Source organism: Flavobacterium sp. 38-13 (assembly GCF_001899155.1).
GTDB lineage: Bacteria > Bacteroidota > Bacteroidia > Flavobacteriales > Flavobacteriaceae > Flavobacterium > Flavobacterium lindanitolerans.
The window spans coordinates 1-14,302 of sequence record NZ_MKVG01000017.1; the positions used below are offsets into that span (position 1 = coordinate 1).

Here is a 14,302-nt window from a genome sequence, read left to right on the forward strand (position 1 = left end):
TGCCTGCTACAGACATCCTGCTTCCGGGAGAAACCAAAACATTTACCGTAACGACAGATGCGGTGGCTCCGCAGTTTGCCTGGTTCCGCAATAACGACCCGATTCCGGGAGCCAACCAGAGCAGCTATACGGCTACACAAAACGGCACTTACAAGGTCGTGGTTACCCAGACACAAGGCTGTAATGCTACTGCAGAAAAAATATTTGTATTGGAATACCCAACCGGATTTGAAGTAACCATAACCCCCACCACCAGCCACACGGCTTGTGATAACGGACCTGTTACCTTATCCGTTACCCGTTTTATTGCCAACACATCACAAGGTGTAATCGACCTGACCAACAGGAATAACAGTGCCTATACCTACCAATGGTTTAAAAATACTTCTACTGTTGCCGGAGCCACAGCCACGAGCCATACCATAACCAGCGCGACAGAAAACGGCAGCTATACCGTGAGTGTAACCCTGCCTGATTTCGCGCCTGTGGTTTCTAATGCCGTTGACATAAAACTATCGCCTGAAAACACTACAATCAGCAGTTCCGGAGCGCTGTGTGAGGGAAGTAGCGTTACTCTTTCGTCAAGTGTTGCCAATTCCGCCTATACCTACCAATGGTTTAAAAACGACCAGCCAATTCCAGGTGCCACTACGTATAATCATACTGCAGATTCGGAAGGAAACTATTACCTGATTATCAGCCAGAGCGGATGTACCAGACAGTCAAATGCCATTTCACTAACCATAGGACAGATTAGCATTGCCAGCACATCGCCTGCTACGGACATCCTGCTTCCGGGAGAAACCAAAACATTTACCGTAACGACAGATGCGACGGCTCCTCAATTTGCGTGGTTCCGCAACAACGACCCGATTCCGGGGGCCAACCAGAGCAGTTATACGGCTACACAAAACGGCACTTACAAGGTCGTGGTTACCCAGACGCAAGGCTGTAACGCTACTGCAGAAAAAATATTTGTATTGGAATACCCAACCGGATTTGAAAGCACCATCAGCGCTAATTCTGATTATCAGCAATGTTCCAGTACCTCAATCACATTAAGTCTGACCAGCCTTATTGCTACTACTCCATCAGGAACTATTTCTGTGACCAATACCTCCGGATATACTTTCCAATGGTTTAAAAACGGAGATCCTGTGGTTGGAGCTATTGCTTCATCATTAACACTTAACACTCCTTCAGAAAACGGCATCTACAAACTGCAAATCACTTTACCTGATTTCGCACCCGTATTTTCCAATGACATAACCGTAAATCTTTTCTCAGGACAGCCTTTGGCTATTATAGCTGTCGGACAATTGTGTCCTGAAAATCCGCAGGTAATAATTCAGAGCAATTTTTCAAATAGCTCCTATACTTACACCTGGTTCAGAAACGGTGACGTAATCGGAACAGGAAACAACCCTGACTTTAGCGCCACAGAAATAGGAAACTATAAACTTTCTGTCAATACGGGAAGCTGTACATTCGAATCCAATACTATAGAAATACGGGAAAGCGATTTTAATCTTACACCAAACAGTCCGTTGGATGATACAATTATTCCGGGGCAGGTCAAAACCCTTTCCGTAACTACAGATGCCCTTCAGCCTGCAATCGACTGGTTCCGGTATGACATACAGATAAGCAATTCAAGCAGTAGTTCTTTTGCCGTAAACAGGGATGGCGATTATAAAGCCGTTGTAAAACAGACACAAGGATGCGAGATCATCAAAGAAACTGCTTTCAACCTGCGTTATCCAAATGAAATGAATATCGCCATAGCTACTAATAGTGAGTTCCAGCAATGCGGCAGTACTACGGCAACATTAAAGATTGCTTCGTTTAACGCTGTAGTGCCAAGCGGTTCAATCAGTATTTTAAACAACACCTACAATTACCAGTATCAGTGGTTCAGAAATGGCGAACCGGTAGCAGGTGCGACTGGAATGACACTGACATTGAACAATCATAACGATACCGGCAGTTATACCTTACAAGTTACAATTCCTGATTATGCTGTCATTGTATCAAATGCCATTACTGTCAATTTGAGCTTTGCCAATGAAGTGGTTATCTCTACAAACGATATCCTTTGCTCATCAGAAACTACCGTTACGATAAGAAGTAATATCAACAGTCCTGAATATACCTATAAATGGTACAAACAAGGAAATGGAACTGTTATTGGAACTGAAAACTCACTCACTGTAAACAGTGCCGGAAATTACTTTCTGGTTGTAAGCTATCTGGATTGCACAATTACATCAAACACCCTTGAAATCGTTCCGTTTGACATGTCACAGATAACCGTCGATTCCCCAAGAGACATCACCCTTATACTGGGCACATCAATTACATTGACAGCAAGCGGTGCTCATACTTATGAATGGTATTTTAACGATCAAATAGTTTCCAACGGGCCTTCTGTAACAATAGAAGAACCCGGAACCTACAAACTTATTGCCAAAGTGGGTGAATGCCAGGTGACCAAAGAATTTGTAGTTACCGGAATGGAAAACAACATGATGGCCATCCCGAATGTTGTAACTCCAAATGCCGACGGAATCAACGATACCTGGAACCTGCCTACCAAATATGTCAATAATGAAAATGTTGAAGTGGTCATTTACGGACCTGACGGTGCTATTGTTTTCAGGTCTACACGATATTTAAATAACTGGCCGGAAAGCTCCTTTACCTATTCCCTTAAAAACCCCGTGTACTATTATACTATCATGGAAGGCAACAAGATTACAGAACGAGGTTCAATAACAATTGTAAAATAATTAAATGATTAAAAATTACCTCGCTTTATCTTTTATTATTTTCTGCATCGCCTTTACTTCTGTAAAAGCGCAGGATACCCCTGTGCTTACTTTTAACATACCGTCACAGAATAATTTAAAATACAACCGCTTCCTATTGAACCCTACATTCTCTTTTGTTGGTGAAGACAATACGTATGTTTCATTATACCACAGAAACCAATGGATACAATTTAAAGATTCGCCAAAAGTATATATGCTTGCCTATACCGGGAAATTTTCGGACAGAGCCGGATTTGGTTTTGGGCTCTATCAGCAAAATCTGGGCGTAATTGTAAGCTTTGGCGGAATTGCAAACTATGCCTACAATGTGAAGCTGAATGAAAATATGGACCTGACCCTTGGGTTTAATTTTGCGTATTACAACAGCGGGGTAGACCGTAACAGGACAGTAACCGAAGAACCGGACCCTGTATTGTTGGCCATGCGTAACAATTCCCTGTTTAGCGTCAAGCCTGGTTTCAACCTCCGCTATCGCAATTTTAACTTTGGCGTCTACGCCGAAAACTTTATCGATTACGATTTCAAATCCAACAAACTGGCAAAAGATTATTCCGATAAAACTTTTTCAGCCCATATTATGTATTCGCATGAAATGAGTTCACTGACAGACCTTTTTGAAGGAAGCAGTTTCAGACTGATGGCTCGTGGAAAAGTAAGTCAGGAAAATGATTTGGGATTGGGCGGGTCATTAGTTGTAGATTTCCCAAGATTTGGTTGGTTCCAAACCGGGATTGATGATTTTTATGGTGTGGGTGTTGGACTGGGATTCCATTTCACCAAAAGACTTTCTTTAGGCTATACCTACGAAAGAACTATCAAGGAAGGGCTTGTTAATTTGGGCCCTACCCATGAAATCACCATGATTTTTTCTTTTCAGGACAGAATTCTGGGGCATAAAAAACCACTTACTGCAAAAGATACTTTGTCCCAAATTGAATCGATTGACAAAAAGATAGCCTCAAAAAAACCAAAAAACGGAAAACCTGAATTTGACAAAGAACTGGAACTGGAAAAATTACGCCTGCAAATGGACGATAGCAACATGCATCTTTTGGATATGCTGATGCAGGAAGATTCGGTGGAAAATATCCGCAAGGCAGAATTTGAGCAGAAGGTAAAAAATCTGATGGACTATGTCAAAAGAGAAAACGCAGCCAAAGAGGCCACTGCCAAACCAATTACGCTTCGCAAATCAAAAACCGGTAAAAAGATCGTTCCAAAAACCATGGAGGATTTGAAGGATGCCGAAAACGGATATTATGTCGTATCAAAATCTGCTGACGGCAAAGATGTCATAGAACGCTATGAATCGCTTCCGGAAGCCTTAAAATCATACGAAAAGAAAAAATCAGGCAAGGAAAGAGACCTCTACATCATCCATGTAGATAATCCCGAAGAACTCGGGTTAAATGAGAACCACAAGAACGTTGATACTAATTCCAAAAACAAAAATGATGAAACAGAAGACAGCCGGGAAGGTTCCGTAGAACAGTTCCTCAAAAACGAAAAAGCGCAAAGAGAGATAAGCGCCAGGACAGAAGAAGAAATCAAGGAATTCTATTCCAAGAACACAACAAAACCTCGGGATGCTCCTAAGAAAGGTAATAAACTATCAGTAGCAGGACTGGAAACAGGCTATTACATTATAGCTAATGTTTTTGCAGCACAGGAAAATACCGAAAAGTTTATGGAGAAAATGAAAAACAGAGGTATTGAAACCAGCTATTTTATAAACCCTAAAAACAATTTCAGATATGTCTACCTGAAAAAGCATTCTTCATGGAAAGAAGCCTTAATTTCTTATTATTCAAATGTGGATAACTCCTACTTTGATCCCATTTGGATAATGAGCATTAACACCAATTAAATAATAATAAAAAAAAATACCACTAAAAACAAAAACAATGCACCAGCTCCCAAACAATTTTCATAAGGCAATCGTTCTGCTCGGATGTCTTATTCTTGCCTGTTTTAGTGCTCAGGCACAAGTACCTGTTCCTTTTACACCCAGACTCCAGAATGGAAGTATGAAAGTAAAAGGAGACATCATTTTCGTTGGAAATAACATTCTTAACAGAGCCGCAGCCAACAATGTTTCTGAAGCTAACATTCCTTATAACGGAACAAGTGACAACAACTCCTTCAATATGGAATACATCGATATTGACGGCGACCCATCTACTTTCAGTTCCAGTTCTGCCGATTTGGCTTTAGGAAATAGCTGTTCAAAAGTAGTCTATGCCGGATTGTATTGGGCATCGACTTATCCTTATGAGCGAAGCACGAATCAAAATTCCGAATGGCAGGGAACACCACGTTTCAACGACTGGAATCAGGTCAAATTTAAATTGCCTGGCGGCGCCTATATCAACCTTACGGCAGATAACAATCCTGACCCGGCCGGAGATGAAGATGCGATAATTTTTGATGGATATAATCCTTCAAACATTGCTGCTTCTTTTAAAGATTCGCCTATCATCTGTTATAAAAACGTAACCAATTTGGTAAGAGGACTTGCGAACCCGAACGGAACCTATACACTTGCCAACCTACGTGCTGCAAAAGGACGCCGGTCAGGAGCAAGTTCTGCCGGTTGGGTAATGGTTGTTATTTATGAAAATCCAACCATGCCCGGAAAGTTTATTTCTACGTTTGACGGATATGCAGGGGTTCAGGGAAATGTAACTGCCGATATTAATATAAATGGCTTCGTTACACTTCCGGCTCCATTTCCTGTTCGTGCTAAACTTGGTGTAGGTGCTTTAGAAGGTGATGTCGGAATTACAAATGACAGGTTGCGAATCAAAGCAAATACGGTCGCTACTTTTACAGACGTTTCCAACACGCTGAATCCGGCCAACAACTTCTTTAATTCTACCATTACCAATAATAATGCCCAGGTCACAAACAGGAATCCTTATGGAACCAATACTCTGGGTCTGGATTTGGATATGCTCAATCTTTCCAATCCATTAAATGGAATAATCCCTAACAACGAAACTGGGGCAACCTTAAGACTACTAACATCGGGAGACGGATATGGTGCATTCCTGACTTCCTTTGCAGTAGAGGTCATTGAACCGGAAATAAAACTAGTTAAAACCGTAAGAGATATTAGTGGTAACAATATTGGCGGAGCCGATGTCAATCTTGGTCAGGTTTTAGACTATGTATTAACTTTCCAGAATATTGGAAACGACGACGCTCGAAATCTTACGATTAGAGACATTCTTCCAGACAATACCTTTTTTAATTCTATAGATTTAAGCGGAGCTCCCGGGGTAACTTATGTTTATAACCCAACAACAGGACAAGTGACGTTTACGGTGCCCAATAATCTTGTCGAAATTGGCGACCCCACCTATACTATCAAAATTCGTGTTCAGGTAGTAAATACTTGTAGCGAGCTGACCAATGCCTGTTCGAACATTATACAGAATCAGGCCTATACCACCTACCGCGGTGCCTTAAACAGCAATATTATTTCTGATGACCCAAGTGTGGCCGGATTGGATTCCTGCGGATTGGGAATACCTGGTCCTGCCAACTTCCTTGTTGATATTGATGAATGTGCTTTCAGAAGAACGGAAATTCTTTGTGGTGCTTCTGTAGTACTAACGGCAGGTTCCGGTTATGCTTCCTATCAATGGCATAACGCCAGTGGTACAGTTATCGGAAACACCCAGAGTATTACGGTAACCGCTCCTGGACAGTACTATGTAGTTAACACTCCTACTCCACCTTGTATTGGAATTACAGAATACATTACCGTTACCCGTTTTGGTACAAACCAAACCAATCCGGTACTGCCTTTTGCAGATGAAATTGTAACCTGTCCAAACGACGGAGAACAACTTCCTAACATATTTTTATGCGGATTAAACGACAGCCGATTCATCCAGACCAACATTACCAATGCCGTAAGCATTATTTGGGAAAAACTCAATGAAGCGAGTTGTCCGGCAGTAGGTATCGATAATTGTGCTAATAAAAATCCTTCCTGCGTTTGGACCCAACAAGGAACCGGGACCAATTTTAATGTCACGCTGGCAGGACAATATCGCGTAGTCATCAATTACCAAAACGGTTGTTTCAACAGATATTACTTCAACGTTTATACCAACCTTTTAGACGCACAACACATCGTCCAAAATATTACCTGTAACACTACCGGAAAGATTACAGTAACCAACGTACCTTCAACCTACGAATTTCAGCTGGTTGATCAAAACACGGGAACTGTTTTGGTACCTTACCAAAGCAATCCGGTTTTCCCGATTACACAGGCCGGCTCTTATTTGGTGCAAATCAGGCAGCAGGGTGTTACGGATGGTTGCGTATTCGTTATTACTGACATAGGCGTATCAGACCTGAACTTCCAGGTAAACGTTATCACCAAAAACACTTCCTGTAACGGATTTGGAAGCATCAGACTACAGGCTCTAAATGTAAGGCCGCAGTATTATTACTCTATCTCAGGTCCGAGTACTCTAAATGTAGGACCTCTCACAGACAATGATTATGTTTTCCAAAATCTGAGTCCGGGAACCTATACCGTTACAGTAAGAACTGATGACGGCTGTACTTTTACAAGCACAACTACTATTCAGGACAATAGTAATCTTAACCTGAATGCGACTATTCTCCAGAACATTACCTGTATTCCAGGCAAAATCAAATTGACCCCTTCCGGTGGTGAAGCACCTTATGTATATGCCATTTACAGCATTAACGGAATATTGCAAAACCCTGCAGCAGGCGATTATACCAGTAATGACACTTTTGAAATTCCTTTCGGAGAACAAGGAACCTATGTTTTCATTATGGTAGACAATAATAACTGTACGGCATTATCAAATCCGGTAACCATTCAAAATCTACCGGACGTTGTATTTACCACAAGTTTTGAAAACATTAAATGTAACGGAGCCAACGATGGAAGTATACGATATACCGTGACAAATGCGAATGGTTTTTCATATCATTTTATATTGAGGGATGATTTAGGATTTGAAGTCGCGACCAGCACATCCGGTGTTTTTAACGGACTGGCACCGGGAAATTATACAGCTTATTTTGTTCAGGAAAATACCACTTTTAACTGCGAATTCCCTACTGATTTCACATTGACACAACCGGAACCACTTACCGGAAACGTAACCCAAACACAGCCTTACAACTGTATCACTAATGGTGCAACCATAAGCATTACTGCCGGAAGTGTAACCGGCGGAACAGCTCCTTATGAATACAGCATTGACGGAATTAATTTTGGTACTGCAACTTCATTTAGCGGATTAACAGCGGGAACTTATACTGTTACCGTCAGAGATGCTAATGGCTGTACATTCAGAACAAACGCAATTACAATCAATCCGCTGTTACCTCCAACAAACATTTATTTTGCAGCGACAGCACCTGTCTGTCCGGCTTTGACATCTGATGTAACACTCACTGTAACAGGAGGAACAGGACCATTTGTTTATGAAATCACTGCACCGGCGGCTGCAATAGCAAACAATGGAAATAATGCTGTATTTTCCGGGCTGGCTCCGGGAACTTATACTTTTAAGGTAACGGATGCCAACGGATGTTCTTTTACCAGAAATTACACAATCAATCAGGTAACACCAATTGCCGTAAATATTCTGGAAAAAGGAGATTCAGCCTGCTTTGACCCTGCAACAGCAACTGGTTATGTGAATTATATTGTAAGCGGATTCACAACAACATATAACTATATCATCAGGAACAGTTCAGGCACAATCATTTCCTCCGGAACCAATGTTTCAACGAGTAACATTTCAACCGGAGCTATCCTTTCTGCTGAAACTTATACAATTACTGTAACCGACAATACCACTAACTGTACTGCTACGGTAACTCAGATAATCAACAGTCCACCATCTGAACTTAACGTCGCACTTACCGTAAATCCGATTACCTGCACAGGTGGTGGAAGTGTAATCGTTACAGCAACAGGTGGTTGGGGCAACAACTACCAGTACTTATTGATCGCATCTGACGGAACCCAAATGGGCTATCAATCGAGTCCGGTTTTCAATAACGTGACATCGCCTGGTAATGGCTTGGTTTATATACTGGACTCAATGGTCTGTCAGAAGATAGTACCATTCACTATGACAGTGGCAACACCTCCTGTAATTTCTATAAATGCTTCTTCTGATTTGTGTTATGACACGACAAACAGAGCTACCATAAGCGTAGCAGTAACAGGAGGGACAGCCCCTTTCTCGTATACGATAAACGGGGGAGGCAATCAGTCATCGGGTACATTTGCCAATCTAACGCCGGGAACCTATACCATTAAAGTAACAGATGCAAACGGTTGTACCGATACTGTTACGCAAACGATAAACCAGCAACTTACAACCGTTTCAATATTGGATAAAGGTCTGGATTGTACAAGCAGCCCAGATGCAGAAATAGACATCACTATCAACGGCGGACAAGCTCCTTATTCTTATCAGACATCTGTTAACGGAGGAGCATACGGAGCCATTACTCCGGTTGTTGGGTCGGTAATAAATTATACTACAGCTACACCGGGAACATATCAGTTCCAGATTACAGACAACATTGGCTGTGTCGTACGTACAAACATGGCAACAATAGCACCGCTGTCAAATCCTTCCATACTTTCAGTAACCCAAACACAAAACATTCTGTGTAATGGCGATAATAGTGGAGCGATTGCTGTAGCCATAGACAATACCGCCGGAGTAGCACCAATAGCTATTTCTGTAGTAAATACGACTACAGGTACAAACTTTGGCTCACAAACTTCAGGTTTGCCTGCAGGAAATTATACGATTACCATTACCGACAGTAATTCATGTACAGATACCGAAACGATTACCTTAACACAACCAAATCCTATTACATTCAACGTTTCAACCGTTGACATTACTTGTAATAATCCGGGAGGAACATCCTATGGGGAGATTATCGTTCGAAATTTAGCCGGAGGAACCGGACCTTTCACCTATCACGTAAGCAATAACTTTGGCTATTCTGATAGTTATAATGCTACGGCAGGAGAAGACCATTCTTTCCAAATTCTGGCTTTTGGTATCTATCAGGTTGATGTAATAGACGCCAATGGCTGTTCGGTTGTCAGAAACAATATCATTATTGCTTCACCACCAGATGACTTAGTAATAGATGTATCAGCCGTGACAACAGACTGTTTGAACGGTGGAACCGCTAAAATTACAGTAACTTCTGCCGTGAGCAGCGGTAACTTCCAGTTTGCAATTTTAGAATACAATACTATTCCTTACTCCAACAATTATCAGCCTGCAGATCCTGGAACCCCTGAAACAACAACTTTCACAGGATTAACTCCCGGGGTAACGTATACGTTTGTGGTGTATGATGTGGTAACACAATGTTACTATTTCAAATCGGCCAACCTTCCTATCGATTCGCCTTCTAACCTGACGGCAACACTTGACGTTGTAAGCAATGTTTCATGTACAGGAAGCGCCAACGGAAATGTTTCATTCACGTTCAGCAATTATGATACCGGAGCAACTCAGGTAAATTATGAAATTTTCAATGCGCAGTCCAATACAAGTACCGGAATAACAGGCAGTTCTACAGGACTTTCCGGAGGACCTGTTACAGTAAATAATTTTGGCACATTGCCTCCTGGAAACTATTATATTTTATTTACAGAAGTAGGAGGTGCTTTTACAGGATGTACCAATGCTTCACCTGCATTTGCCATAAGCCAGTCTACCAACTTATTACAGGTATCTGCCGCGGTGACCAAAAATGACAACTGTAATACCAATGCCGGACAGATTACGGCTACAGGACAATACGGAACGGCTCCTTACCAATACCAATTAGTTGCTGCGGGAGGTCCGGCACCAACTGTGGCAACCTGGACAGGAACATCTGCCAATGTTTTCAATACAGAAGGTGGCAACTATACCGTATACATCAAAGACGCAAACAACTGTATTCAGTCGGCACCAATCACATTACCAACTGATACAACTCCGGTTATCACTGCTTCTGTTACAAACCAATGCGGCACCTCAGAAGGAAGTTTTTCCATACAGATAGACAGAACGGTTAACGGAGTAGCTCCTTATTCTTATAGCATAAACGGAGGAGCATTCCAAAATCAGGCAGCAGCATCTTTCACCTATGATAATCTTTCTTCAGGAAATTATACCATCCAGATAAAAGATGCCAACGGTTGTGGAAATGTTGAAACCTTACAAATTTTCGTTCCGTTAAACCTTACTCCGGCAGCCACATTGCAACCTAGCTGTGCCAATAACGATGGCGAAATTACAGTTACCCCTTTTGGAGGTTCTGGCAATTATGAATACGAACTTCAGGACGGGTCAGGCAATACAATTGTTACTGCTCAGGCAACAGCAAACTTTACCGGATTGGCAGCAGGAAATTATATTGTAGTAATTCACGATACGACTTCAAACTGTAATGAACAGGCAGCAATCTCATTAGAAGTTCCTACTCCGGTAACCTTCACCACAAGCTCTGACAATGTAAGTTGTAATGGTGGTTCAGATGGAGTAATTAGAATAACATTACCAGCTTCAAACGACAATCCGCCTTATACTTACACGGTTAACGACGGAACCAATCCGGCTATAACGCAGAACTCTCCTGTGTTTACCGGATTGGCAGCAGGTACTTATACCATTACTGTAATGTCTGGAAAAAACTGTTCAGATGCTCAAACTGTAACCATCACTGAACCGTCACTTTTAGATATCAGTGCTTCAGCAACGGCTTTTGCTTGTAATACTTCCAATGTGGTGAATACTTCAACTATTACAGTAACTGTTGAAAATGACACAACAGGAAATCCTTCCGGAACAGCTCCCTATTTCTATAGTATTGATGGAACTAATTTCCAAAATACCAACACATTTAATATTGTTGACAATGGAAGCACACAGAATATAACCGTAACGGTAAAAGACAGTAATAACTGTACGCAAACCACAACGGTAATTATCAATCCTTTACCGGAAATAACAGCAGTTGCTGCAGTTCGCGGAACAGCAATTACCTGTACCAATGACGAATCTGTACAGATAAATGTAACGGGTGGTTCCGGAGATTTCACTTTTGATGTCTTGCCATTAGGGTCACAGGCATCTGTCACTCCGGGTCCGGGGAATAACACCGCTACATTACTGCTGACACAGCCCGGAAGCTACACTTTCCAGGTCAAAGACAACGTAACAGGATGTTATATGCTTACCGTTCCTTACGAAATTCTGCCGTTTGAAACGATTGAAGTAATAGCATCCAATCCTACCCCGGTAACTTGTTTTGGAGATTCGGACGGAACCCTTACCATTAACGTAACAGGATACACCGGTGCTTATTCATACAATGTTATCAATACAGCAGGAACAACCGTAGCAACAGGAAACGGAAGTACAGCAGTAAATCCGTTTACAATAAATGGCCTGACAGCAGGAAACCTTCATGTCGTAGTTACGGCAACTGATACTCCTTTCTGTACGGAAAACTCAAACACCGTAACCGTTACTTCTCCTGATAGTCCATTACAGTTGACCGCTAATCAGACTGCCAATGTAACCTGTGACAACAATCAGGGAGAAATCACAGCCTCTGCCACTGGCGGATGGGGAACCTATCTATATGAATTAGTAAACAATACAACCTCAACAACTATTCAGGCGTATGCCGCCAATAGCTCCTTTACAGGTTTGGCTGCAGGAAATTATACTGTCTCCGTAAGAGATTCCGGAGGCTGTATCGTAAGCCAGACAATTGTATTAGTACAACCGGCACTTATCTCGGCTACTATAAATGCCTCTGTTACCCAGGTACTTTGCCATGGTGATACTACCGCCATGATTGAAGCCTTAAGTGTAGCAGGTGGACAAGGAAGCTACCAATTCATCCTTAATCGTTATGATGCAACAGGAACTACAATTGTTTTGAGTTCCGGACCTCAAACAAGCCCGCAATTCCCTGGACTTGGAGCAGGAATCTACAGCATCACGATTACTGATGGTTGGAATTGTGACCTGACAACACCAACATTAACAATCACTGAACCAACTCCGCTACAAGGATTTTTATCTGCAAACAGCAATATGACCTGTTTAACACAGGCAGAAATCAGCGTATCCGGTTCGGGTGGAACACCACCGTACCAGTTCAGTGCTGATGGAATAACTTATTCAAATACTTCAGTATATACTGTAGGTCCCGGCACTTATCAATATTATGTGAAAGATGCGAACGGATGCCAGGCCGTATTGACAAATCAGGTAACCATATTGCCGGTTCCGGCTTTACAGTTAAATCTGGACCTGAGCAGCGCGTCAATAAACTGTTCGGGAGAATCGACAGCAGCCATTACAGCCAATGCAACCGGAGGACTAGGCAGTTATATGTATGAATTACTAGACGGAGCATCCAATGTTCTGGCAGGACCGCAAGCAGGAAATAGTTTTACCGGACTTCCGGCAGGAAATTATTATGTTCGTGTAGTGAGTCTTGACTGTAGAGAAACATCGTCTGTCATTAACATTACAGACCCGGCCCAACTAACGGTAAGCTACATCAAGCAAGATGTTCTTTGTTTTGGAGATGCAAACGGAAGCATTGAAATTCAAACTACAGGAGGAACAGGAATTATTCAATATGCAATATCTCCTAACCTCAACCAATTTGTGACAGACAACGTATTTGACGCACTTCCTCCAGGAAGCTATGAGGTCATTGTTCAAGACCAGAAAGGCTGTTTTGAATTGTTAAATATTGACATTTTAGAACCGGCTCCGCTTGTGGCAACAGTAGATACCGTTAATCAGGAACTTTGCCTTAATGATGCCGATGGTTCGATAGCAATCAGCATTACCGGAGGAACAGGAAATTATCTGGTAAGTCTTGACAATGTTACATTTGTACCTGTTACGGGGAATCAGCACACCTTCACGAATTTGGTTGGGGATACTCTATACCTGATTTACGTAAGAGATTCTAACGGATGTAATGTAAATCCACCTGTAGAACAATATATGGATCCGGCGGTAGAAGTAATTCCAGCCGTATCAGTACAGCCGAATTGTACAAATAATGTACCTGGAAACATCGTAACAGTAACCGTAAATATTGAAGTTGTAAGTGATGTTCAATATTCTTTGGACGGAATCAATTATGTGGCTTCCAACACGTTTACGAATGTACCACCGGGAACCCATACCGCCTACGTACAGCACACCAATGGCTGTACCAAAACGGTTCCTTTCACTATTGACAATTTATTACCAATCACAGCAACTTCAAATGTAACAGCTAATGTATTATGCTTTGGAGATGCTACAGGAAGTATTGAAATAACCACTACTGGTGGAACGGGAACGATTGAATATGCCATATCGCCTGCATTCGCCTACGGAACATCAAACACATTCAAC

General features: G+C 42.0%; 3 protein-coding genes. All 3 read left to right on the forward strand.

The features are described 5' to 3' along the window. Positions 1–2,789: T9SS type B sorting domain-containing protein (locus BGO88_RS12380; protein WP_286707073.1), on the forward strand; the 2,789-nt coding region annotated here is incomplete at its 5' end. A 4-nt stretch (positions 2,790–2,793) separates the two neighbouring features. After that, on the forward strand, positions 2,794–4,698 hold the full coding sequence (locus tag BGO88_RS12385) for a PorP/SprF family type IX secretion system membrane protein (protein ID WP_286707074.1): 1,905 nt from the start codon (positions 2,794–2,796) through the stop codon (positions 4,696–4,698). A 37-nt stretch (positions 4,699–4,735) separates the two neighbouring features. Beyond that, the coding region (locus BGO88_RS12390; RefSeq protein ID WP_286707075.1) for a beta strand repeat-containing protein at positions 4,736–14,302 on the forward strand (9,567 nt) is incomplete at its 3' end.

Bases quoted from the DNA above. Each gene is read 5' to 3' on its own strand.
- BGO88_RS12385 (WP_286707074.1), top strand. From the start codon at position 2,794: ATGATTAAAAATTACCTCGCTTTATCTTTTATTATTTTCTGCATCGCC.